Annotated in this window: 22 protein-coding genes and 1 tRNA gene; 14 read left to right on the forward strand and 9 right to left on the reverse strand. The window is 35.3% G+C overall.

Translation table 11 applies throughout. The annotated features are described in order from the left end of the window. The 5 genes from LNQ34_RS09520 to LNQ34_RS09540 all read left to right on the forward strand — a co-directional run bounded on the left by LNQ34_RS09520 (position 1) and on the right by LNQ34_RS09540 (position 5,764). Positions 1-726, forward strand: coding sequence for a tetratricopeptide repeat protein (locus tag LNQ34_RS09520; protein ID WP_202701630.1), 726 nt, complete (start codon positions 1-3; stop codon positions 724-726). Positions 727-921: 195 nt separating this feature from the next. After that, entirely contained in the window at positions 922-2,568 is a 1,647-nt protein-coding gene (locus LNQ34_RS09525) for a S41 family peptidase (RefSeq protein WP_229999414.1), read from the forward strand. A 194-nt stretch (positions 2,569-2,762) separates the two neighbouring features. After that, entirely contained in the window at positions 2,763-3,542 is a 780-nt protein-coding gene (locus tag LNQ34_RS09530; RefSeq protein ID WP_229999416.1) for a TatD family hydrolase, read from the forward strand. Between the two features lie 64 nt (positions 3,543-3,606). Further along, positions 3,607-4,743 (forward strand): 1-acyl-sn-glycerol-3-phosphate acyltransferase, encoded by a 1,137-nt coding sequence (locus LNQ34_RS09535; protein ID WP_202701636.1) that lies wholly within the window; start codon positions 3,607-3,609, stop codon positions 4,741-4,743. Continuing rightward, a complete protein-coding gene (locus LNQ34_RS09540) occupies positions 4,733-5,764 on the forward strand; it encodes an asparaginase (RefSeq protein ID WP_089076731.1) in 1,032 nt (343 codons plus the stop codon). The genes LNQ34_RS09535 and LNQ34_RS09540 overlap by 11 nt, the downstream gene beginning before the upstream one ends. A 75-nt stretch (positions 5,765-5,839) precedes the next feature. On the opposite strand, the gene LNQ34_RS09545 is transcribed toward LNQ34_RS09540, so the two are convergent. Continuing rightward, entirely contained in the window at positions 5,840-7,072 is a 1,233-nt protein-coding gene (locus tag LNQ34_RS09545) for an MFS transporter (protein ID WP_229999418.1), read from the reverse strand. A 90-nt stretch (positions 7,073-7,162) separates the two neighbouring features. Here LNQ34_RS09545 and LNQ34_RS09550 point away from each other — a divergent pair, with 90 nt between their 5' ends. Both LNQ34_RS09550 and LNQ34_RS09555 read left to right on the forward strand, forming a co-directional pair. Then, the gene (locus LNQ34_RS09550; RefSeq protein WP_229999419.1) at positions 7,163-8,032 is read left to right on the forward strand and encodes a LysR substrate-binding domain-containing protein; all 870 of its coding nucleotides are present in this window, start codon (positions 7,163-7,165) and stop codon (positions 8,030-8,032) included. A 60-nt stretch (positions 8,033-8,092) separates the two neighbouring features. Continuing rightward, a tRNA-Ser gene (locus LNQ34_RS09555) sits at positions 8,093-8,179 on the forward strand. A 355-nt stretch (positions 8,180-8,534) separates the two neighbouring features. On the opposite strand, the gene LNQ34_RS09560 is transcribed toward LNQ34_RS09555, so the two are convergent. Together LNQ34_RS09560 and LNQ34_RS09565 are read right to left on the reverse strand one after the other, a co-directional pair. After that, positions 8,535-9,638 carry a Fic family protein gene (locus LNQ34_RS09560; RefSeq protein ID WP_229999420.1) on the reverse strand — a complete coding sequence of 368 codons (1,104 nt, stop codon included), beginning with the start codon at positions 9,636-9,638 and terminating at the stop codon, positions 8,535-8,537. A gap of 201 nt (positions 9,639-9,839) precedes the next feature. Then, positions 9,840-10,226, reverse strand: a complete 387-nt coding sequence (locus tag LNQ34_RS09565; protein ID WP_229999422.1) for a helix-turn-helix domain-containing protein — start codon at positions 10,224-10,226, stop codon at positions 9,840-9,842. 28 nt (positions 10,227-10,254) lie between these two features. On the opposite strand from LNQ34_RS09565, the gene LNQ34_RS09570 reads away from it, so the two are divergent. From LNQ34_RS09570 to LNQ34_RS09600, 7 genes are all read left to right on the forward strand, one after another. After that, positions 10,255-10,422, forward strand: a complete 168-nt coding sequence (locus LNQ34_RS09570) for a hypothetical protein (protein ID WP_229999424.1) — start codon at positions 10,255-10,257, stop codon at positions 10,420-10,422. 131 nt (positions 10,423-10,553) lie between these two features. Beyond that, entirely contained in the window at positions 10,554-10,916 is a 363-nt protein-coding gene (locus tag LNQ34_RS09575) for an S-adenosylmethionine decarboxylase family protein (protein ID WP_229999425.1), read from the forward strand. Positions 10,917-10,919: 3 nt separating this feature from the next. Then, positions 10,920-12,152, forward strand: a complete 1,233-nt coding sequence (locus tag LNQ34_RS09580; protein WP_229999426.1) for a DUF4178 domain-containing protein — start codon at positions 10,920-10,922, stop codon at positions 12,150-12,152. Between the two features lie 195 nt (positions 12,153-12,347). Then, positions 12,348-12,563, forward strand: coding sequence for a DUF350 domain-containing protein (locus LNQ34_RS09585; RefSeq protein WP_229999427.1), 216 nt, complete (start codon positions 12,348-12,350; stop codon positions 12,561-12,563). Then, on the forward strand, positions 12,556-14,073 hold the full coding sequence (locus LNQ34_RS09590; RefSeq protein ID WP_229999429.1) for a polyamine aminopropyltransferase: 1,518 nt from the start codon (positions 12,556-12,558) through the stop codon (positions 14,071-14,073). Before LNQ34_RS09585 ends, LNQ34_RS09590 begins: the two co-directional genes overlap by 8 nt. A 91-nt stretch (positions 14,074-14,164) precedes the next feature. Continuing rightward, positions 14,165-15,679, forward strand: coding sequence for an NAD(P)/FAD-dependent oxidoreductase (locus tag LNQ34_RS09595; RefSeq protein ID WP_229999431.1), 1,515 nt, complete (start codon positions 14,165-14,167; stop codon positions 15,677-15,679). Further along, complete coding sequence (locus LNQ34_RS09600; RefSeq protein ID WP_229999433.1) at positions 15,657-16,679, forward strand: hypothetical protein; 1,023 nt, start codon at positions 15,657-15,659, stop codon at positions 16,677-16,679. The genes LNQ34_RS09595 and LNQ34_RS09600 overlap by 23 nt, the downstream gene beginning before the upstream one ends. A gap of 91 nt (positions 16,680-16,770) precedes the next feature. Here the strand turns inward: LNQ34_RS09600 and LNQ34_RS09605 are convergent, their stop codons facing one another. The 6 genes from LNQ34_RS09605 to LNQ34_RS09630 all read right to left on the reverse strand — a co-directional run bounded on the left by LNQ34_RS09605 (position 16,771) and on the right by LNQ34_RS09630 (position 22,194). Next, positions 16,771-17,277, reverse strand: coding sequence for a GNAT family N-acetyltransferase (locus LNQ34_RS09605; RefSeq protein WP_202702119.1), 507 nt, complete (start codon positions 17,275-17,277; stop codon positions 16,771-16,773). Positions 17,278-17,357: 80 nt separating this feature from the next. Continuing rightward, a complete protein-coding gene (locus tag LNQ34_RS09610) occupies positions 17,358-18,317 on the reverse strand; it encodes a nitrilase family protein (RefSeq protein ID WP_229999434.1) in 960 nt (319 codons plus the stop codon). A gap of 69 nt (positions 18,318-18,386) precedes the next feature. Next, positions 18,387-19,214, reverse strand: a complete 828-nt coding sequence (locus tag LNQ34_RS09615) for a helix-turn-helix domain-containing protein (protein ID WP_229999436.1) — start codon at positions 19,212-19,214, stop codon at positions 18,387-18,389. A 132-nt stretch (positions 19,215-19,346) separates the two neighbouring features. Continuing rightward, a complete protein-coding gene (locus LNQ34_RS09620; protein WP_229999438.1) occupies positions 19,347-20,078 on the reverse strand; it encodes an SGNH/GDSL hydrolase family protein in 732 nt (243 codons plus the stop codon). A gap of 67 nt (positions 20,079-20,145) precedes the next feature. Next, positions 20,146-20,928, reverse strand: coding sequence for a DUF3050 domain-containing protein (locus LNQ34_RS09625; RefSeq protein WP_202702123.1), 783 nt, complete (start codon positions 20,926-20,928; stop codon positions 20,146-20,148). 87 nt (positions 20,929-21,015) lie between these two features. Continuing rightward, the gene (locus tag LNQ34_RS09630; protein ID WP_017494656.1) at positions 21,016-22,194 is read right to left on the reverse strand and encodes an acyl-CoA dehydrogenase family protein; all 1,179 of its coding nucleotides are present in this window, start codon (positions 22,192-22,194) and stop codon (positions 21,016-21,018) included. Positions 22,195-23,385 lie beyond the last annotated feature (1,191 nt).

A 23,385-nucleotide genomic window follows, 5' to 3' on the forward strand; every position in this document is an offset into this window, starting at 1 on the left:
ATGAACGAAGAACGTTACATATTATTCGATCAATATCTTCAGGGAGAAATGACTGTTGAGGAAAAAGATAGTTTTGAGAAACAATTGTCTGAGGATCATGAACTGGCTTCAGCCTTTGAAACTTTCAAAGAAGTGCAGTTGCAGCTCAAAAGTAAATTTGAACACGAAAGAGAGAGAGAAGCCTTTACGGCAAATCTGACGGAGATTTCAGAGAAACATTTCAATACAAATAAACCTAAAGTGGTTCAGATGCGCCCTTGGTATTTTGCAGCAGCGGCATCGATCGTTATTTTATTCGGATTGTTCTTTTTTGATTACAATCAGAATCCTGATTTTGAAGATTTTAATCATCCCGAAACCGCTTCTTTTGTCGAACGTGGTGATGCGGATGAAACGTTAAAACAAGCAGAAAAAGCATTCAACGAAAAGAATTATGAACTGGCAATTCCGTTTTTTGAAGAAATTTTAAAAGAGAATAAAACACCTGAAATACAATATTTTTATGGGGTTTCTTTACTGGAAGAAAGTGATTATAAAGAAGCAGAAGCAGTTTTTAATGAACTAAAATCAGGTTCTTCAGCTTACAAAGAAAAAGCCAAATGGAGTCTGGCACTGTCCAAATTAAAACAGAAAGATTACAATGCCTGCAGAGAAATCCTGCAGACCATTTCGCAGGATTATGAAAACTACGATGATGTTCAGGAGTTGCTGGACGAGTTAGATTGATTGTTTACTTAAAAAGGGGAAAATTATTATACTTTCAAACCGGACAGGCTTTTAAAACCTGTCCGGTTTATTTATATACAAAAGGTTTTTTACGTAAAGTCGTAAACAAATCCGGATTTTTAGTTTTACATTCGGCTGATTTTTTTTTTCAGAAAAATTTACCAAAAAACAATTTCAACCTAACCAGTTATTTACATGAACAAAATTACTTTAGTTCTACTTATTGTATGCACTCAAACGATCTTTGCCTCTGCCAAAATCACAGAAACCGAAAAACTTACTGCGACCTGCAAAGTTTGGGGATTCTTAAAATATTATCACCCAAAAATTGGCAGTGGACAAGTGAATTGGGACAGTCAGCTTTTAGAAAAATTACCATTAATAGAAAAAGCGCAAACCAAAGAAGAGTTTTCACTAATTCTCGAAAACTGGATTGATGATTTAGGAGAAGTTAAAATGGTTGCGCCAATTGTAATCCCAAAAGAGGTTGAATTCTTCGATAAAAATTTTGACTTAAGCTGGTTTAATAATAAGCTGTTTTCTAAAAAACTTTCCAAAAAATTGAAGTTTATCGAAAATAACAGATTTCAAAGCAATGAGGAATTTGATTATAATTTTGATAGTTTTAAGTATCTGAAAAACTATTTCGATCTGGATTACACCAATAAAAGTTCTCGAATACTAATGTTGTTTGCCTATTGGAATGTGATAGAATATTATTTTCCGTATAAATATGTAATGGATCAAAAGTGGGATCTGAGTTTACAGCAGGTACTGCCACTTGTGCTTGAGGCTAAAAAAGGAAATGAATTTTACATAGCACTTAAAAAACTGACAGCCAAGCTCAATGACAGTCATGTCGAAACAACAACGTACGGACCAGAAGTTGTCGGGAAAAGACCGGTTTACTTTCCTGCAACGGGTAGAATAATCGAAGAAAAACTGGTTGTTACAGAGATATTAGGGGATAGTCTGGCTCAGGCAGACAATATAAAAATCGGAGATGTAATTACAAAAATAAAGGGCAAAACGATAAAAGAGCTAATTCAGGAGAATCGGGACTTCATCAGTGCTTCCAACGAGGCTAAGTTTTTAGATAAAGTTACGTTGCCTATTTTGAAAAGTTACGATGAAAATGTTGAGGTAGAATTTTTAAAAGACGGCCAGTACGAAACAAAATCAATGATTTGGTTTAATTACCATGATTCTCATCGAAATGAATTTAAAAAGGGAGCTATTAAAAAGAAAGAGAAATTTAAACTGTTAGACAATAATATTGGTTATGTAGATATGGGGATCATAAAGAATAGACATATTCCGGATATGATTGAAGCTCTGAAATCTACACAGGCAATTGTTTTTGATATGCGAAATTATCCCAATGAAACGTATGAATTAATCGCCAATTTTTTGAATCCTGCGGAAAAAAAATTCTGCGATTACACCATGCCCTATTTAAATTATCCGGGACGTTATACATGGAAAGAAGGGATAAAGTGCGGATTTGAAAACAAAGATAATTATAAAGGGAAAGTTGTAGTGTTGCTTAATGAGCAATCTATGAGTCAATCTGAATGGACAGCAATGTGTTTTCAAGCCGCAGGGAATACCACCATAATCGGAAGCCAGACCGCAGGAACAGACGGGAATGTATTTGATCTTGAATTTAAAGGATTTCATACCCGATATACCGGAATTGGGGTTTATTATACGGATCGACGTGAAACCCAGAGAATTGGGATTGTTCCGGATATTGAAGTCAAACCAACCATCAAAGGAATTCAGGAAGGTAAAGACGAAGTTCTGGATCGCGCATTACTGTTTGTTAAAACAGGGAAATAACCAAATGTTTAATACGGATTCAAACCGGACAGGCTTTTAAAACCTGTCGGGTTTACTTTTAGAAAAAATCCGTTTTTATCCGCGTTTTCACGAAGTGAATCCGTAAAAATCCGCGTGCCATTTTTCCTCATTTTATTCAAATTGGGAAAGTTTTTAATATTATCGTAATTTTGGGCCATTAAAAATTATAACAATTGAATTTGAAGCCCATAATTACCGATACACATACCCATTTATATTCTGAAGAATTTGATCAGGACCGCGACGAGATGATGCAGAGAGCTATAAATGCCGGAGTAACCCGTTTTTTTATTCCTGCGATTGATGCCGCTGCCACACAGTCGATGTACGATCTGGAGCAAAATTATCCGGATTATGTATACCTGATGATGGGGTTGCATCCGACCTATGTGAAAGACAATTACGAAGAAGAATTAAAACATGTAGAAACGGAGCTGGCCAAACGAAAGTTTTACGCTGTGGGTGAAATCGGAATCGATTTGTACTGGGATCAAACGCATCTAAAAGAGCAGCAAATTGCTTTTAAAAGACAAATTCAACTGGCAAAACAATACAAATTACCTATTGTAATTCACTGTCGTGAGGCTTTTGATGAAATCTTTGAAGTACTGGAAGAGGAAAAATCAGCGGATTTATTTGGAATTTTTCATTGCTTTTCAGGTACATACGAGCAGGCAGTTCAGGCGCTGTCTTACAATATGAAGCTGGGAATTGGCGGAGTGGTAACTTTCAAGAACGGAAAAATCGATCAGTTTCTAAATCAGATCGATTTAAAACACATCGTTCTGGAAACCGATTCGCCTTATTTAGCTCCAATTCCATACCGTGGAAAGCGAAATGAAAGTAGTTATCTGGTAAATGTTATCGCCAAATTAGCCGATATATATGATGTTTCTGAGGCAGAAATTGCAGAGCGAACCACTCAGAATTCTAAAGACGTTTTTGGGATTTAACCCGTACCTTACAATAGTTTAATTTTTTTTTTGTTCTTTTGCCCACTTAATACCAATATAAATAATGCAGAGATTTGATGCCATTCGACCGTTTTATGATTCTGAAATAAATGAAGCACTTCATGATGTAGTCAATCATCCAATGATGAAAACCATGATGAACTTTACTTTTCCGGAAGTAGCAGATGAGGTTTGGAAAGAGCAGCTAAAAAAGACACATTCTATTCGTGATTTTCAATGCAACTTTATTTATAACACTATACAAAAAGTTTTAGAGAAAAGTTCTGAAGGTCTTACTACTTCAGGATTTGAAAAACTGGAAAAAAACACCTCTTACTTATTCATCTCTAATCACAGAGATATATTATTAGATACTACTTTATTAAATGTTTGCCTTTTTGAGCACGGATTAGTCATGACGGCCTCTGCGATTGGAGACAATCTGGTTAAAAAAGCATTCCTGAGTACTTTAGCAAAACTAAATCGAAACTTTTTGGTTCTAAGAGGTTTATCGCCAAGAGAAATGCTGCAGAGTTCTAAATTATTATCGGAATATATCGGACAATTATTACTTCGTGAGAATCGTTCGGTTTGGATTGCACAGAGAGAAGGCCGTACCAAAGACGGAAACGATGAAACCAATCCGGGAGTTTTAAAAATGATCGGAATGGGATCTGATGAGCCTAATCTAATGGATTATTTTAAGAAATTAAAAATTGTTCCCGTGTCCATTTCATACGAATACGATCCAACAGATGTTCTGAAGATGCCACAGTTAATGGCCGAAGCCAATAATGAGGTTTATGTTAAAGACAAAAACGAAGATTTCATGAATATCCTGAGTGGTATCATGGGAACTAAAAAAAGAATACACATTTCGGTTGGAGATGTTTTAGATACAGAAATCGATCAGATTACAGCCGAGAATGACAATGCCAACAAACAAGTACAGGCTTTGGCTCAGGTTATTGACGATTCGGTTTTGAAAAATTATCAATTATGGCCAACTAATTTTATTGCTTACGATATTTTAAACGAGACCAATAAGTTTGCTCATCTGTACAAAGAAAGCGAAAAATCGTTGTTCGAGCGTCGTTTAGAAATGCGTATCGGAAGTGATAACCCAGTAACAAGACAAGGATTTTTGGCCATGTACGCTAATCCGGTTGTTAATAAATTAAAATATCAGGATGTCATCTAAACCAAAAATACTACTAATCTATACTGGTGGAACTATCGGTATGAGTAAAGATTTTGAGACAGGCGCGCTCAAAGCGTTCAACTTTGGTAAATTATTACAAAAGATACCTGAAATCAAACAATTGGACTGCGATATTGAAACGGTTTCGTTTGAAGAGCCGATAGATTCCTCGAATATGAATCCTCAAGAGTGGACGAAAATTGCCGCTATTATTGAGGAAAATTATATTGCTTACGACGGGTTTGTAGTACTTCATGGTTCAGATACCATGTCGTATTCCGCTTCGGCATTGAGTTTTATGTTGGAGAATTTGGCAAAACCAGTAGTGTTTACAGGTTCCCAGCTTCCGATAGGAGACTTGCGTACCGATGCTAAAGAAAACCTGATTACAGCCATTCAGATTGCTTCATTGCAGGAAAACGGAAAACCGGTAATCACGGAGGTTTGTTTGTATTTTGAATATAAACTGTACCGCGGTAACCGAACTTCAAAAGTAAATGCAGAACATTTCAGAGCATTTACAGCACCAAACTATCCGGAATTAGTAGAGTCAGGAGTTCATTTAAAGTTGAACACACATTTATTTCTTCCTGTAAAGACAGACGCGAAACTAATCGTTCATAAAGAAATGGACAATCATGTTGCAATCATCAAAATGTTCCCTGGAATGAGTGAAGTGGTTTTAGCTTCAATTCTGGCGATTAAAGATCTAAAGGGAATCGTTTTGGAAACCTACGGTTCCGGTAATGCACCAACTGAAGACTGGTTTTTAGATTTGATTGAGAAAGCAATTCAGTCCGGATTACACATTGTTAACGTGACTCAATGTTCAGGTGGAAGCGTCAATATGGGACAATACGAAACCAGTACCGCTTTAAAATCTCTTGGAGTTATCTCCGGAAAGGACATTACCACGGAAGCAGCCATAACAAAATTAATGTATCTGCTGGGACAAAATATTCCGCAAACTGAATTTAAGGCAATTTTCGAAACAGCTTTACGCGGGGAGATTTCGCTATAAGATAAAATTCCAAATTATAAATTCCAGGTTCCAAACGTTTGCTGATTATATCTTCATTTTGGAATTTGGAGTTTATCAATTTTTGTAGCGAACCTCACAAGTTCCAAACTCTTCTTCAGAACTTTGTTTTTTGTAGTACACATAAACAATTACCGAAATAATACACACAACACCCTGAATGGCAACAGTTTCTCGGGTTCCGATAATGTGCGAAACATATCCGATAATCAGACTTCCCACAGGAATCATTCCCTGATACGCCATCAGATAGTAACTAATACTTCTCGAACGCAGGTGCACAGGACTTTGTGTCTGAACGTAAATATTTATAGAGGAAGTTTGTGCCATCATTCCCAGGCCGCTCAGAGCCATGCAAATAAGCGCCACAGTAAGATTATTGGAATAGGCCAGTACGATAATGCTAAAACCTAATAATAAGCTCGCAGCGATCATTATTTTACCCATATTGTCTGCTTTTTTAAGATTGGCCAGATAAATGGCAGACAGTATTGAACCAATTCCGGCAGCACTTTCAAACCAACTGAAAGTCTGCGCGTTTCCGCTAAAAAGATCCTTGGCAAAAACAGGCATTAAAGTATTGAACGAAATCACAAACAAGCTGCTGCACATTAACATCAGAAGCATTTTGGCCATCTCACTTTCTTTTTTAATATAATCCAGACCTTCAAGAAAGTCGTCTACCATTCTCATTTTTTCGGTGGCTTTAATATGCGGTGTGATTTTCATCATCAATAAAGAAATCAGAACCGGAATGTAGCTTAAGAAGTTACCAATAAAACAAATGTCCTCACCATAATTGTGCAGAATAATTCCGGCTAAGGCAGGTCCGGCAATTCGGGCAAAATTATTCAGCGTAGAGTTTAAGGCCACTGCATTGGGCAAGTCCTCTTTATTGTCAACAATATCAATCATCATCGTTTGTCGGCAAGTCATGTCAAAAGAATTGATGATTCCCTGAATTAAACTCAAGGCCAGAATAAAGTTGATGTTGTATATTTTTAGATAAATTAACAGGGCCAAAGCACCTGCCTGAAGCATCGCCAAAGATTGCAATAGAATCATAGCGCGGTGTCTGTCGTAACGGCCAATAATACTTCCGGCCAAGGGAGCCAGGAACAAGGACGGGATCATGCTTAAAAATGTCGCTAATCCCAGTAAGAAAACCGAACCCGTCACGCTGTAAATCATCCAGCTTACAGCTGTTTTTTGAAGCCAGGTTCCAATTACAGAAACAGATTGTCCGTAAAAGAACAACTTGAAGTTTTTAGATTTTAACGCTTTAAACATAATGCCTGTTTTTTTTTACAAAGTTCGGGATTATGATTTCATTAGAAAAATTAATAATTTTACTTATAATAAGTAGTAAAACTTATCAGTATGGAAATTTATCAATTGGAATATTTTATAAAAACGGCTGAGGTACTTCATTTTACCAAAGCGGCCGAATTGTGTTTTGTAACCCAATCGGGCTTATCACAGCAAATAAAGAAACTCGAAGAAGAACTCGAAATGCCTTTGTTTAAAAGGATCGGTAAAAAAGTACAGCTTACTGAGGCTGGTGCTGTTTTCCTGATTCACGCCAAAAAAGTTATTGAGAATGTAGAAAACGGAAAACAAGCTATCGAAGATTTAAACGAAATGATTGGCGGTGAACTGCGAATTGGCGTAACCTATATCTTCGGACTTTTAATTTTGCCGGTTATCAATACGTTTGCCAAACAATATCCCAATCTGAAAATTGTCGTCGAATACGGCACGACAGAAGCTTTAGAACAAAAATTATTAACGAACGAATTAGACCTGGTTCTGGTGATTTCGTCACATGAAATAAATATTCCCGTTGAGAAAGTTCCTTTGTTTACGTCACAAATGGTATTGGTTGTTTCGAAAACACATTCTTTAGCGGCTTTAGACAAAATTGCATTTAAGAAAATAGAGGAAATTCCGCTTGTTTTGCCTGGAAAAGGTTCAAACTCCAGAGAATTTGTAGAAGAATTATTCGCTAAAAACAAAATGAGACCCAGGATTTCGATCGAACTAAACTCCATTCACGCCCTGCTGCAAATGGTGCAGGACAGTGACTGGGCTACTATAGTTGCCGAGAAAGCCCTAAAAGGCTGGGACGACCTCAAAGCCATTCAGATTACAGGAGTTCCCACAAAAAGAGAATCGTTTATGCTGACCCTTGGAGGCTACCAAAAAAAGGCCGTAAAACTGTTTATGGAAGAATTTCGAAAAAGTATGTAAACTAATATCCGATTTTGTTTTTCTAAGTCATTTTTTTTTATGTTATTTGCAGACCAATTTAGAAAGGTGTCCGAGTGGTTGAAGGAGCTAGCCTGGAAAGCTAGTATATGGGTAACTGTATCGAGGGTTCGAATCCCTTCCTTTCTGCAAATTTTTAACGTAAAGAATACCAAACCCCGAAACTTTTGTTTCGGGGTTTTTTATTAACTTTCTCCAATTATCAATTTCACCTTAAACAAAGATGTAACAGTAGATTAAACTATTGTTTTTTTGTACTAAGTTGGATATGAAATGCTTTTTTAAGATGGTAAGCAATGTGCAAATTTTGCACGTTCCAAATTTGGGCAAACCAGTATGGGAGTAGCTATATCAAGGGTTCGAATCTCTTCCTCTCTGCAAGAAGCACTGATTTGAAATGTATTAATGTTCTTGTTTCTATAAGGATAGTATTTGAAATTAATAACTTACAAATTAACTTTTATTTGAATCGTTTTGTTTGATTTTATTTTAAAGGATCATTTAGAATGTAATGAGTACTTCTTCCTCCTGAACTTGCTTTGATCAAGATCCCTTTGTTAACTAAATCTGTTATGTCTCTGAGGGCTGTATCTGTAGATGTTTTCGTTATTTTGGCCCATTTGCCGGTATTTAAATTTCCTTCGAAATTATCCATAAGCATGTTAAGTACCTTTTGCTGACGTTTATTGCTTATCAGTTTTGCATTTTTAACCCAAAATTGATGTTTTTTAACTACTTTGTCTACAATTGTACTTGAGTTAAGGATGCTGTTTTTTAAGCATTCTAAAAACCAAAGGATCCATTCTGTAATATCTAAATCTCCTTTCTGAGTTCTTTCCAGTATGGCATAATAGCTTTTCTTTTGATTGTTTATTTCAGTTGACATGCTGTAAAATCTTCGATTTACACCATCAGATTTTGAAAGTTGCATATCTGTAATTGCCCTGGCTATTCTTCCATTGCCATCATTAAAAGGATGTATGGTGATAAACCATAAATGAGCTACAGCAGCTTTTAGTAAGGACTCTAAATTTTCATCATCATTGTACCAATCAATAAATTGCTTCATTTCGGATGCTAATTGTTCGGCTTTTGGAGCTTCATAATGTACAATTTCTCTACCCATTCCGCCAGACACAACTTGCATTGCGCCTGACCGCCAGTTTGCCACTTCAATCTTATGAATACCGCTTCTTCCCGACGGGAATAGCGAAGCATGCCAGCCAAACAAACGATCATCGGTCAATGTTTTGTTGTCATTTTGAGTCGCATCGAGCATTAATTCTACAATTCCGTCGACATTCCTGTCTGAATATCCTAAACCGGGATATTCCAAGCCAAGTCTTGTAGCAATTGAGGAACGTACTAATTCGGGATTTAATATTTCACCCTCTATTTTTGAAGTTTGTATTACATCTTGAATCAAAGTTTCTAAGTTGGCTTCATCTTTTAATTCGAAGCCTAACAGCTCAACCTTGCCCATGAGTTTGCCTTGCAGGTTTCTAACTTCGCTTAATAACGAAATAAATTCTTGCTCATTCCACAATAGATTAGGCCAGTTTTTAATCTGATGAATGTAGATTGCCATTGATTTTCAATTATGCGGTAAATATAAGAATTATTCTCCGCAGAAAATGCGGTGATTAAGTCGTTTTTTCACCGCGTTTTGGATTTTTATTTTTTTAAACTCTGGCGAGCTTGGGAATAAATCGTTTTCCTGTATTCTATAAAAACAAAAAGAGACCTTATTTAAGATCTCTTGCTTTAGTGTAGACTATAATTTAAAAACTTATTTCCCTTTCAATAACTTCTCCAAATATTCATTCTTATCCTTCTCCGCTTGCACTAAGCGCTCGTAAAGTTCAACAACTTTGTCTAAAGGATTAAAAGTACATTCATTATAATGTTTGTTAAAGGCTCCGTGATCGTAGATATTATTAAAATAGTTAATTACGGCTTCTTCTGAAAAGTTTTTAATGGCTTCAACGGTTACTCCAAGCACTTTTGCTACTTCTTTCAGTTTTTCTTCGTCTATGCTTTCGCTGTTTTCTATAGTAGAAACAGATTGTTGAGATATACCTAAAGCTTGTGCCAAAGCTTCTTGTTTCATGTCTTTTAGTTCACGAATACGGCTGATTTTTCGCCCTATATGATATGGTTTTTCTGCTATGCTCATATTCAAAGATATTTAAAATTATAAAAGAATGATCGATTTTGGTAAAAAACAAGTTCGTTTTTGTAAGATACGCTTTTCATTATTGATACAAAAATACGGTTTTTCTACTTTGGCGCAACTCCATTATGTAAGTTCACCAACAATAAGTTTATCAAAAATCAAATGGTTAGTAAAAGGAGTATTAAAAGGGTTTTAAAAACAGAAAAAGCAATCCTTCAGAACGTTAAAAATAGAAGATTGTCGAAGATTTTTAAGACGTATTTTTAAGTTAAATTTATTAAAGAAATTATTATATATTTGGCCTCTTTTGTTCCCTAAAAAACTAGAATGGATTTACCTCCTTACTCACCAGGATTGCATAAACTGGTTACTTTACATGTCGATGAAACTCAGAAACTAACCAATAGTCAGGGCTTTGTTGATGCGACCAATATGATTTTAGAAAAATATGGACTGGAAAAGGTAGGGGGGGTTGTACATAATTTCGACAACGATAGTTTTACAATTTCATTCTGCTTAAAAGAATCTCATATCTGCATACATACCTGGCCCGAATACAATCAACTTACATTGGATGTTTATCTGTGTAACTATCTTCAGGATAATTCACAGAAAGTTAAAGATGTTATGGCGGATTATATTAGCTATTTTGAAGGAAGAATTATTAAAGATTTTGAAATCAATCGATAGGATATGAAAATTACTTGTTACAATTGTAATACAGAAACTGAATTAAGAGTTGGTTTTGACGTTGTGAATTTTGTATGTCCCAATTGTCAGAGTTTGTATACTCGTGATGATGAAGGGCAGTTTCGCAGAAGATCTCAGTATAAAACCACACTTAATGATTTTCCGTTGGCGATTGGTGATGTTGGTTTTTTGAAAGGAAGCGAATATAAAGTCACAGGGATCTTGGTGAAAAAAGTTCATCCTGATTACAGATGGACAGAATTTATATTGGAGAATCACGAAAACGAGTGTATTTACCTTTCGGTTTCTAACGGACATTGGATTTTACTGACCGAAATGGAAGAAGTTTTTGAGGTAAAAAAGCATCCTTTGATTCTGGAGCATAATAAAGAAGACTATAATATTTTTGAATATTCAGATGCTGCAATTATAAACGCTCAGGGGTTTTTCGATTTCGAATTGCCTCAGAATAAGAATATTCATTTAGTAGAGTACATAAGACCGCCTTACATGATTTCTGTGGAGAGAATGAATGGAGTTGAAACGGCTTTTTATGGAGAATACATTAAAAAGGAAGAAATAAAAAAGGCCTTTAAGAATGTTGTGCTGCCTTATAAGTTTGGTGTAAACATGGTTCAGCCATCCCGGTTTAACCTTAATAATACAGCAATTATTTTTTGTTGTATTGCGGCATTGCTGATAGCAACCAATTGGTTTATCTATAAGGATCAATTTAAACAAAAGGTATTTTCCAAATCCATAAAATTTGCTGAATTTAATAATAAAGAAATCACGAGTGATGCTTTTATTCTAAATGGCGGTTCGGCACCGCTGACTATTACAGTTGCTACAGATGTTGATAATTCCTGGGCAAATCTTAATGTCGCTTTAGTAGATGAAATGACCAATGATGAAATTTATGCCAATAAAGACATAGAATTTTATCACGGTTATTCTGATGGAGAATCATGGACAGAAGGGGACAATATGGAGAAGTTTAATATTTGCGGTGTTAAAGCAGGAAGATACCATCTCTTAATAACCCCAATGAAAGCACCGGAAGATATCAATAATAGTGAAATGCGTGTAAATGTAGTTTGGAACGAACCATCAAACAGAAATGTCTGGATGGTCGTTATTGCTATGATTGCCATTTACTTAATAATATGGTTTTTTACGTATAATTTTGAAAAAGAGAGATGGGCTGATAGTTCTTATTCTCGTTACGATGAATAAATAGTCATGAAAAAAATTTCGGATTTTATATATAATAATGCTGCTTCATTAGCAATAGGACTTTTTTGCTTTGGAGTTTATCTTTATTTTGCAATCGCTGGAAATCGAATTTGCGATTGCGAAACCACAGAAAATTACAAGTCAACGGGAAGCCGAACTTCTTATAACCGTTTTTATCACAAATAATATTTTACTATGGATTTAATACATGTTCAACCGATAGTTAATTCAGTTATTTTTTCTTTTTTAGGAATTATCATTTTACTGGTTGCTTATTTAATTATCGAAAAACTTACACCGGAAAACACCTGGAAAGAGGTAGGGGAGAAAAATAATGTTGCCGTTGCAATTGTTTTGGCCGCATTCATCATCGGGATTTCGATGATCATTAGTGCAGCGATTCATGGGTAAAAAGTTTCTCAGGTTTGAATTTCTTTTGCTGTTTGCCGTATTTATTATTGCGACCTGCGGGCTTATCTATGAGCTAGTTGCAGGAACGTTAGCAAGTTATTTATTAGGCGACTCCGTAAAACAATTTTCATTTATTATTGGAGTTTACTTGTTTTCGATGGGTATTGGTTCCTTTTTTTCAAAGTTTTTCCACAAAAACCTTCTCAATACATTTGTCGAAATCGAAATTTTGGTGGGTTTGATAGGAGGCCTGAGTTCGGTAGTTTTATTTCTATTGTTCGAAAGCGTCGAGTCTTTTCAGTTCATACTATACCTGTTTGTTTTTGTAACAGGCTTTTTGGTTGGATTAGAGATTCCACTATTAATGAATATTTTAAAAGACAAAGTCGAATTTAAGGACTTGGTTTCTAATGTATTTACATTCGATTATATCGGGGCATTATTGGCGTCAATCCTTTTTCCTTTAGTTTTAGTTCCGAAATTAGGGATAATGGGAACTTCACTTTTCTTCGGAATGATCAACGTTAGTATCGCCATAGTGTTGTGTTTTTTGCTTAAAAAAGAACTGAAAAAGCCTTATTTTTTAAAAGTAAAAGCTATTTTTTCATTCGGTGTTCTGCTTACGGTTTTTATCTTTTCCGATGTAATCTTATCTTATTCAGAAGGGAAACTATATGGTGAAAATATAATTTATACCAGCACAACTCCTTATCAGCGTATTGTTTTAACGCACAATAAAAGTGATTACAGGCTATATTTAAACAACAATCTTCAGTTTAGTTCTGTAGACGAATATCGTTACCACGAAGCTTTAGTGCATCCGGCAATGTCAATGGCTAAAGAGGTAAAAAATGTTCTCGTTTTAGGAGGAGGTGATGGATTGGCAGTTCGGGAAATCCTGAAATACAAAGAGGTTCAAAAAGTAATTTTAGTCGATTTGGATGAGGGGATGACCAGGCTTTTTAAAACTAATAAAGTATTGACAAAATTCAATCAAAATTCATTAAACAACCCGAAAGTTACAGTTATAAATACGGATGCTTATATCTGGGCGAAAAGTTGTCAGGAGAAGTTTGACGTTGCGATTATAGATTTCCCCGATCCGTCAAATTATAGCTTAGGAAAGTTGTATTCTCTCAATTTCTATCAAACTATAAAAAACATCTTAAAACCGGATGCGGCAGTTGTGATTCAGACTACTTCACCCTATTTTGCGCCTAAGTCATTTTGGTGTATTAATAAAACAGTGATGCAGGTTTTTCCACAGGTCGATGCATATCATGCCTATGTTCCTTCGTTTGGAGAATGGGGTTATACCATTGCAATCAATGGTTTTGGATCCGGTTTTAACGAAGTGAATAGAAAAAGCCCGGGATTGAAATTCTACAATTATCAGTTTGACAGATTTAATTATTTTACCAATGATATGATTTCAAATGAAATAGAAATTAATCGTTTGGATAACCAGATTTTAGTACGCTATTTTGATGAAGAATGGGGAAAATTGTAATAAAGGAAGACGGAATTTCGTAAAAGGAATCACAGCATCTTTGCTCTTACTTCCTTTTATACAATTTTGTTCTGATAAAATAGCAGTCCTGATGATTCGGTTATCAGGAACAAATCATCTTTTAGGACATCGCTTGTGGATAAAAGATTTTCCGAAGCCACAACAACAGGTAAAAATTCCTTATTTAATTATAGGTGGTGGAATCTCAGGTTTGAGCGCTGCACGTCAGTTTCATAAAAAGGGAATCTCTGATTTTTTATTGATTGAAATGGCAGATCATTTGGGAGGGAACTCTTCTAATGGGGAGAATAAATATTCTAAATACCCTTTGGGAGCGCATTATTTGCCACTTCCAAATTTTAATGATAAAGAACTTCTTGGTTTTCTTGAAGAAGAAAAGATTATTTTGAGTTATGATAAAAAAGGGCTTCCAGTTTTTGATGAATTGCAACTGACTTTTGCGCCGGATGAAAGGTTGTTTTATAAAAACAATTGGCAGGAAGGAGTTGTTCCAAAGGAAGGAAATTCAGAAGAAGAACATAAAGAATTTCAACGATTTTTCAGAGAAATGGACGCTTTTAGAAGCGCAAAAGGAGAAGATCAAAAATACTTATTTGATATTCCAATACATCTTTCTTCTAAAGATCAAGAAACAAGAGCATTGGATAAAATTACTATGCAGCAATGGTTTGAGAAGAATAATTTTAAATCAAAACCCCTGTTTAATTATATTGATTATTGCTGTAAAGATGATTTTGGATTAGGAATTACTTTTGTCTCAGCCTGGGCGGGAATTCATTATTTTGCAGGACGAAAACAAGATGCAGTTGCAGAAAAATCCGATAGCGTTTTAACCTGGCCGGAAGGAAATGCAAGATTAGCGCATCATCTTAAAAAATACACAACGCAAAAAACGCTGAAAAATCATTTGGTTTATGAGGTAAAAACCGAAAAAGACAAGGTTATTGTTCAGGTATTTGATGATGTTAATAAGTCTTCAATAGAAATAATAGCGGATAGCGTTATCATGGCAACACCGCAATTTGTAAATCAATACCTCATTAAAGACCGGAGACAATTTACAAAACAGTTTCATTATACACCTTGGCTTTTAGCAAGCTTAGTAGTAAACAATCTGACAGATAATTTAAGTTTTCCTCTTTCCTGGGATAATGTAATTTATGAAGCAAAAGGTCTCGGTTACGTTTATGCACAGCACCAAACACTAAATCAGGTTCAGGACAAAAAAGTGATTACGTATTATCATAGTTTCTCATCTGCAGATCTAAAGAAAACACGTAAAGAAATCTACAAAAAAGACAAAGAATATTGGAAACAGGTTATTTTTAATGATCTGAAAATTGCACACCCTAATATTGAAAATGATACCGAAGAAATGAAAATTTTCTTGTTAGGACATGGAATGATTTCGCCGGTGCCTGATTTTATTTTTGGAGAAGCAAAGAATAAAGCTTCACAGAATATTGAAAATTTAATCTATTTTGCTCACTCTGATTTGTCGGGGATTTCAATTTTTGAAGAAGCTTTTCATCAGGGAATTAATGCCGTAAATAAAATTTTAGATGGAACAGCCCTGGATTCATAAAGCAAAAACAGATTCATTGTTAATCATTGGGCCGTCATTTTTTGTGCTGGCCATTATTTTTGTTTTTCAGAACTATATTACTTCGATCGAAAATAAGTATTCGTTTTACACCTGGCTTTTTCTAATTGTATTTATTGATGTCGCACACGTTTACGCTACCTTGTTTAAAACCTATTTTGTAAAAGAGGAATTTCTGAAAGACAGGAAAAGACTGATTCTGGTGCCTGTTATTTGTTTTCTTACCGGTTTAGTCTTATTCTCTTTCGGAAGCTTAGTTTTTTGGTCTTTTCTGGCTTATGTGGCAGTTTTCCATTTTATTCGGCAGCAATATGGGTTCATGCGATTGTATGCACGCAAGGAAGAGAAAACGAAAGTTTCTGTGTGGATTGATAATTTGGCAATTTATGCTTCTACAGTTTATCCAATGCTATTTTGGTTTTTTTCACCCGAAAGAAAATTCAACTGGTTTGTTGAAAATGAATTTTTTCGTTTTGAAAATAAAGCGATTCTGGAAATTTTGTTTTGGGTATATAGTGCCATTCTATCTCTTTATGTGATTCGTACGATAATCGTTTCGGTTAAAACTAAATTCTTTAATATTCCTAAAAACAGCATTATTTTAGGAACTGGACTTTCGTGGTATTTTGGAATTGTTTACTTCAACGACGACCTTATTTTTACCTTGCTAAATGTAGTTTCGCACGGAATTCCTTATATGGCTTTAGTGTACTTTAAAGAAATTGACGGGAAGAGCCACAAAGAAATAGGGGCTCTGGCTTATTTAAAGAGATACAATGGTATTTTAATTTATATTGGCATATTGCTATTAATTGCTTTTTCAGAAGAGTTTCTCTGGGAGTTTTTTGTCTGGAATGAAAATATTGCGGTAAGTACCAGCTTCGATTTCTCAGGATGGCAATTTTTATTAGTACCGCTTTTGAGTGTACCTCAATTTACACATTACATTTTAGATGGTTTTATCTGGAAGACTAAAAAATAAATTAAATCTGAAGATTAAATAAATTAAAAAACGGCTTGTGAAACTTTATTCACAAGTCGTTTTCTAATATAAGCCTATCTATTATGGTGTATTACAGCTTAATCTCAAACAAACTAAAAGAGCCTTCTTTATAATGTTCCGGTAATTCACTGGTCCACTCGATGGTGCTGATGCCTTTGTAGTTAAAACCACAACTGGTGTAATACTTATTTATCCTTTCGTTACCGCTATGGGTATCAAGTCTGATGTATGATTTGTTATTCTCGCGAGCATATATTTTTGCCCATTCGATGATTTTTTTAACATACGATTGTCCTCTGAATTTTGGATTCGTTGCAATGCGATGAAGGTAAATGGCAGGATCGGCACTGGCTTCTTTCCAAATAATCAAATCGTTAAAAGTAAGCACAAAGGTACAGGCAACTTCATCTCCTTCTTTGATGATGAAATGACGATTTTCGGTAATTTCTTTTTCTATAAGTGTTCTCTCAAAGCCTCTCCAGCTTTTGTTGTTGACCGTTTTTTGATAAGAGGTAGCTTCATTATAAAGATCGAAAACGGCATCGATATCTTCATTCGTAGTTTTTAAAAATTCCATTATTGGGTGGTATACTGTAGATTAATGAATCCCTCAAAGGTAAATCTTTAAGAGGCGTAAAGTCCCATGAAATATCAGTTTTAACTTTTTGTATTAGTATTCAACCACACTACATTTTGTTCGGATTGATGCTCCTGACCAATAATATCCCGATACAATTCTGGTCTCCTTGCTTTTATATAACGGTTTCCGCCAGCCTGAATGCACTTTTCAGGAGTTAATAGTGCAGTTACAAAAGAGTCTTCAAAAGAGCTGCATTCAGAAAGAATATCCCCAAAAGGATCAATAATCATCGAACAGCCATTTTTCAGCTGATCGTCGTCCATTCCAATGGGGTTCGAGAATACGGCATAAATAGCATTGTCATAGGCTCTTGCAGGAAGCCATTTCATCAGCCAGTCTCTGCCTTTCATTCCTTCAAATTCCAGTCGGAGAGAAGTAGGATCAGATTCACGGTTTTCCCACAGCTGTGGAGCAACAAATCCGGCACCCGGTCGGGTAGAAGGAGTACACATCGTAACGTGAGGCATAAAAATAATTTGGGCACCTAAAAGAGTGGTAGCGCGAACATTCTCAATAATATTGTTGTCGTAACAAATTAGAATACCGCATTTCCATCCTTTAATCTCAAAGATACAGTATTGGTCGCCCGGAGTAAGGTGTGGATTGATAAACGGATGAAGTTTTCGGTATTTGGCAACCAAACCATTTCCGTCTACACACACATAAGCTTTGAATAAGTTATCGTCTTCGTCTTTCTCAAAGAGCCCCGCCAGAATCACGATATTATGGTTTCGCGCAATTTCGGTTAATTTTGAAATGCTTTCTCCACTCGGAATTAATTCTGCCAGGTTCAGCATTTGTTCTTTTGATAGATGTCGGGCAAAAGTATAGCCCGTTACAGAACACTCGTGAAAAGAGATAACATCGCAGCCCTGACTTGCTGCCTGTTGTGAAAGTTTTTCAATTACGGATAAGTTATAACTTTTATCGCCACTTTTGTTCTCGAACTGAGCGGTGGCTATTTTTAAATTTTTCATAATGCTTACTATTGATTGGCGGCAAAGGTAGCATCGGTACTATTTTGAAAATTGTACAAAACCGACATTCTAAAGCAGAATTGGCGGAACAGTTTTGAGGAGATTATTGGTTAATTTCCCGGTATTGTTTAAGTATTCTTTTGGTGTGATTCCGGTGTGTTTTTTGAATTCCTTTATCAGATGAGACTGATCCGAAAAACCGGCATTGTAGCTAATGTTGGTGAGATTTGTATCGACCGACTTATCTTTTAGCAGTTTTAAGAAATAATGCAGTTTGATAATATTTCCAAATTTCTTCGGATTTAATCCGATGCACTCTTTGAACTTTCTTTCCAGATGACGTTCGGTATAACCTGTAAATTTAGCCAGTTGGTTTACATTAAAATTCCCTTTATGTGCGGTAATAAAACGAAGCGAACTTTCAATAATTAATTGGTAAGAAGCTGTTTTGTTGGAAATATAATTGTCGAAAAAATGATTGAGAAGTTCAACTTTCTTCAGGATCGTGTAATTTTCGCGTAGCTGCTCCTGAAGAATTAAACCGTCTCTGTTAAAAATAGTATCAATAGAGACAATAGAGTCGAGAAACTCATAAGCCGGAATGCCCAACAATTGATGAATCCCGTTAGGCTGAAAAACAACAATTATAAGAGTGATTTCATGGTTGGAATAAATGTCTTTAAATCCCGTAAGTTGTCCATACAAAAAAGAATCCGGTAAGAAGCTCTGAACTTCCTGATTGTTTAGATCAGAGGTAAGATTGCCTTTTAAAGAAAACACCATACCGGTATTACCATCCGAAAACAGACGAAGCTTTTGTTCGGATACTTCTTTGGTATCTAAAAAAAGATAATGTTTAATGTAAGGTGATAATTCTACTGATGGTGAAATCTGCATTATTTAAAAGATTATGGACTGCAGTCAATTGTTGTTACTTCTTCAAAACTCAATTGTATGAGATCATTTTTGATTTGTGAAGAATAACTTTTGATAAAATTAAGGATATTTTTTTAATTAAGATTTTAAATATTAGTTCTGTAAAGCTACTCTCACCAGCGGTAAAATACGTTCAGTAAATAAAGTATAAGCTTTGGCCGAAGGATGTAAGCCATCTGCGGCCACCAAATCAGGATTATCAAGGCCTTTGCGGGAAATATCGGTTATCGAAACAAAAACAATATTATTGAGTTTGCAGTAGCTTTCGGCAAAGGAATTGTATTGATTGATTTCGCTTGAAATTCTTTCGCCTTCTCCCTCCATTTGTATTTTGCCAAAAGGAGTATAAGCATAATCCGGAATAGAGATAACAATTACCCTTTCTTTATTGCCTTTTGCTAAAACAATTGCTTTTTCTACGAGTTCCGGAAATTCCTTCTCATAGATCGAAAAGCTTTTTCCCTGATACTGATTGTTAACCCCGATAAGAAGTGTGACTAAATCATAATTAGGATCCGGATTTTGGGTGTTTATTGCCGAAATTAAATTGGTGGTAGTCCATCCGGTAGTCGCAATAATTTTTAAAGAAAAGCTGGCTTGCGGATAAATTGCGGTTAAACTCGATTTTAACTGTTCAGGAAATCTGCACGTTTCGCATACGCTTTGTCCGATGGTGTAGCTGTCTCCTAAAGCCAAATATTTTATGGAACCCAAAAGAGGTGTAATTGGAAAAGTAGATATTTCCGCAGTGTTTTCGTCAGAACTACAGCTTAACAGGAATATAGAGAGGATAACAATAACTATTTGTTTGAAATGCAGTTTCATAATTTTGACAAATTAATTTTCGGTTCATTTTAAACAAATAGTTACGTTAAATAACTTGTTTCGGTTTTTAAACCATTTCAGCCTTCATCAGAATTTCTTCTTCAATAGCATTCCAAAGTCCGATACGTTTTTCTAATGCCAAAATCGAAATTTCTTCCACTTCTTTCCATTTCTGAGCATCATCTTCACACAAATCAGTGATCATTTGCATTGCCATTGGTCCATGTTCATCGGCATCCAATTCGATATGTCTTTCAAAGTAATATAAAAGTTTACTTAGATCCGTTTCAGGAAGATTCTTCTGGAAGTTTTTCAGGATTGCAGTAAACATACTCGGAATCAAATCTTCTCTTCCGAAAGTAAATGCTGCCGCAATTTGATGAGGCTTTCCTTCTTCAATGACTCTAAAAGTAAAGTCCAGAAAAGCTTTTGTATCAGGATGTAAGGAGCTTTGTTTTATGGCAACAAAAATATTATGCAAGGAGTTTACTTCGGCTAAAAAGTGGTTGATTCCGCTTGTATCGGCACCACAGTCTTCCATGGCTTCAATATACATTTCGTAGTGACTTTGTCTTTTTCCATCAATACTTAAATCGGTTTCTTCTGCCAAAACGATTTCGTTGATTAAGTATCTTGTTTCAGGATTTTTTGTCGCGAACCAAGGAGTAGAAGTACAGGTAAGCTTAGATTGTAATGCTTTTAATAAGGACATAAAATCCCAAACAGCGAAAACATGAGTTTCTAAAAAACGATGTAAGTCATCGATATTTTGGATTTTATTGTATAATGAATGTTGTAGAAGTTGATCTTTTTGGGGTTGAATGCTATTGTTTATAGTTTCAATATTCATTTTCGAATTTTTTATGCAAATATAAAAAGCTTCCCGTTAAGAAGAAGCTTTTTGTATTGGTTTTGTATATATTTTAATAAATATTCATTATTTAAATGCTGGAATTCCAGTTACATCCATACCCGTTATTAGTAAATGAATGTCGTGAGTTCCTTCGTAAGTAATAACACTTTCGAGATTCATCATGTGGCGCATGATCGAGTATTCGCCTGTAATACCCATTCCGCCCAGCATTTGTCTGGCTTCGCGTGCGATATGTATGGCCATATCGACATTGTTGCGTTTTGCCATTGAGATTTGTGTGGTTGTCGCTCTTCCTTCGTTGCGTAAAACACCCAGGCGCCAGGTTAATAACTGTGCTTTTGTGATTTCGGTAATCATTTCAGCTAGTTTTTTCTGTTGCAATTGCGTTCCTCCGATAGGTTTCCCAAATTGAATTCTTTCTTTAGAATAACGTAAAGCAGTATCGTAGCAATCCATTGCCGCTCCAATAGCTCCCCAGGCAATTCCGTATCGTGCCGAATCTAAGCATCCAAGAGGTGCGCCAAGACCGGATTTGTTAGGTAATAAGTTTTCTTTAGGAACCTTTACATTATCGAAGATTAATTCTCCGGTTGAAGAGGCGCGCAAAGACCATTTATTATGTGTCTCAGGAGTTGTAAAGCCTTCCATTCCGCGTTCAACGATTAGGCCGTGGATTCTTCCTTCTTCATTTTTTGCCCAAACAATTGCAATATCGGCAAAAGGAGCATTAGAAATCCACATTTTGGCACCATTTAAAAGATAATGATCTCCCATATCTTTAAAATTAGTGATCATGCTTCCGGGGTCAGAACCGTGATCTGGTTCAGTCAAACCAAAGCATCCCATGAATTCTCCTGTAGCCAGTTTGGGTAAATATTTCATTCGTTGTTCTTCGTTTCCATATTTCCAGATAGGATACATTACTAAGGAAGACTGAACGGATGAAGTCGATCGAACACCGGAATCTCCGCGTTCTATCTCCTGCATAATTAAACCGTAAGAAATCTGATCCAGACCTGCGCCTCCGTATTCTACCGGAATATACGGTCCGAAACCACCGATTTCACCGAGTCCTTTTATAATTTGTGTAGGGAATGCTGCTTTTTGAGCATATTCTTCTATAATTGGAGAAACTTCTCTCTTGACCCAGGCTCGTGCCGATTCGCGAACTAATTTGTGTTCGTCTGTCAATAAGTCATCTAAGTTATAGTAATCTGGTGCTTGAAATAGGTCTGGTTTCATTTTTGATAGTTTTATAATACAAATCTACGCAATAAAAATATAACAAAATACGGTTAAATTGTTATATTTCTATAAATGGTAAAGAAGGAAAATAGTATAAACACGAATTAATTTTAGTTTATTGTGAATTTATAAGCTATTTTTGAGATTCAAAAAACGAATTGAATGAGGCTGATCATCTCTTTTATATTCTTTTTTGTTGTAAACGTCGCTGTTTCTCAGGAGAAAAAGGTTTTTACGGAACAAGAGTACTTAATATTACAAGACAAAATTCGACTAACGGCAAATGCTAATGTTGACAGTTCGATCGTATATGCTAGTCAGCTGGCAAGATCTAATAATAATAAACATCTGGCTTTTGCAAATGCTGCATTGTCTTATTTGATTCAGTTAAAAGGAAATGCAGTAAAATCTAAGGAAAAGTACCAGTTAGCCTTAAATTACTTAGATAAAATGCCGGATGATAAAGAAAAAACTCAACTTCGGTCTTATTTGTATAATTATGCCGGCTTATCAGAATGGAAAAGAGAGAATTACAGTGATGCAATCGAAAATTATCAACAAGGAATAAAACTCTCTATAAAGATTGGGGATATTATTCAAATTGTTAAGTTTAAGAGTAATATTGCGGCTATAAATGTTGCTGTAGGTAATTATAGATTAGCGATTAAGGATTTGCGGAGTCTCAATGATTTTGTGGATAAAAACCAGAGCGTTTATACCAAACAGCAGTACCTTAATAATAAGAGTAACATCAATCTTAGTTTGGCAGGATCATATGAAAGCTTTTATATGAAAGACCCTAAGAAGAAGGTTTTACTTGACTCTGCGGAGTATTTTTATCAAAAAACGATCAGTTATTCTCAAAATTTTCCGGACAATAAAATTGTGGCGAAATTAAGTTTAGGGAATATTTACGGAGAGCTGAAAGAATACAAAAATGCCGAAAAAACGTATTACGACATCATCTTTCTGGCCAATCAAAATAATATGCAGGAAATCTTATGTACTACTAATTATAATTTAGGAGACTTGTATTATAATATCAAGAAGTATGATAAGGCATTAGTGTTTTTTAAAAAATCAGATTCTATTGGCGAGATAACAAAAACCAATCAGGTAGATCATCTGAAGTCAAATTATTATCAGGCAAAGATTTATAACATACTAAAAGAGCCTGAACTGGCTTAT

This window comes from Flavobacterium lipolyticum (assembly GCF_020905335.1).
GTDB classification, from domain to species: domain Bacteria; phylum Bacteroidota; class Bacteroidia; order Flavobacteriales; family Flavobacteriaceae; genus Flavobacterium; species Flavobacterium lipolyticum.

Excerpts from the sequence above, each read along its gene's own strand:
- LNQ34_RS09520 (WP_202701630.1), top strand. The coding sequence starts at position 1 with ATGAACGAAGAACGTTACATATTATTCGATCAATATCTTCAGGGAGAA.
- LNQ34_RS09525 (WP_229999414.1), top strand. The coding sequence starts at position 922 with ATGAACAAAATTACTTTAGTTCTACTTATTGTATGCACTCAAACGATC.
- LNQ34_RS09535 (WP_202701636.1), top strand. The coding sequence starts at position 3,607 with ATGCAGAGATTTGATGCCATTCGACCGTTTTATGATTCTGAAATAAAT.
- LNQ34_RS09540 (WP_089076731.1), top strand. The coding sequence starts at position 4,733 with ATGTCATCTAAACCAAAAATACTACTAATCTATACTGGTGGAACTATC.
- LNQ34_RS09545 (WP_229999418.1), bottom strand. The coding sequence starts at position 7,072 with ATGTTTAAAGCGTTAAAATCTAAAAACTTCAAGTTGTTCTTTTACGGA.
- LNQ34_RS09550 (WP_229999419.1), top strand. The coding sequence starts at position 7,163 with ATGGAAATTTATCAATTGGAATATTTTATAAAAACGGCTGAGGTACTT.
- LNQ34_RS09560 (WP_229999420.1), bottom strand. The coding sequence starts at position 9,638 with ATGGCAATCTACATTCATCAGATTAAAAACTGGCCTAATCTATTGTGG.
- LNQ34_RS09565 (WP_229999422.1), bottom strand. The coding sequence starts at position 10,226 with ATGAGCATAGCAGAAAAACCATATCATATAGGGCGAAAAATCAGCCGT.
- LNQ34_RS09570 (WP_229999424.1), top strand. The coding sequence starts at position 10,255 with ATGATCGATTTTGGTAAAAAACAAGTTCGTTTTTGTAAGATACGCTTT.
- LNQ34_RS09575 (WP_229999425.1), top strand. The coding sequence starts at position 10,554 with ATGGATTTACCTCCTTACTCACCAGGATTGCATAAACTGGTTACTTTA.
- LNQ34_RS09580 (WP_229999426.1), top strand. The coding sequence starts at position 10,920 with ATGAAAATTACTTGTTACAATTGTAATACAGAAACTGAATTAAGAGTT.
- LNQ34_RS09585 (WP_229999427.1), top strand. The coding sequence starts at position 12,348 with ATGGATTTAATACATGTTCAACCGATAGTTAATTCAGTTATTTTTTCT.
- LNQ34_RS09590 (WP_229999429.1), top strand. The coding sequence starts at position 12,556 with ATGGGTAAAAAGTTTCTCAGGTTTGAATTTCTTTTGCTGTTTGCCGTA.
- LNQ34_RS09595 (WP_229999431.1), top strand. The coding sequence starts at position 14,165 with ATGATTCGGTTATCAGGAACAAATCATCTTTTAGGACATCGCTTGTGG.
- LNQ34_RS09600 (WP_229999433.1), top strand. The coding sequence starts at position 15,657 with ATGGAACAGCCCTGGATTCATAAAGCAAAAACAGATTCATTGTTAATC.
- LNQ34_RS09605 (WP_202702119.1), bottom strand. The coding sequence starts at position 17,277 with ATGGAATTTTTAAAAACTACGAATGAAGATATCGATGCCGTTTTCGAT.
- LNQ34_RS09610 (WP_229999434.1), bottom strand. The coding sequence starts at position 18,317 with ATGAAAAATTTAAAAATAGCCACCGCTCAGTTCGAGAACAAAAGTGGC.
- LNQ34_RS09615 (WP_229999436.1), bottom strand. The coding sequence starts at position 19,214 with ATGCAGATTTCACCATCAGTAGAATTATCACCTTACATTAAACATTAT.
- LNQ34_RS09620 (WP_229999438.1), bottom strand. The coding sequence starts at position 20,078 with ATGAAACTGCATTTCAAACAAATAGTTATTGTTATCCTCTCTATATTC.
- LNQ34_RS09625 (WP_202702123.1), bottom strand. The coding sequence starts at position 20,928 with ATGAATATTGAAACTATAAACAATAGCATTCAACCCCAAAAAGATCAA.
- LNQ34_RS09630 (WP_017494656.1), bottom strand. The coding sequence starts at position 22,194 with ATGAAACCAGACCTATTTCAAGCACCAGATTACTATAACTTAGATGAC.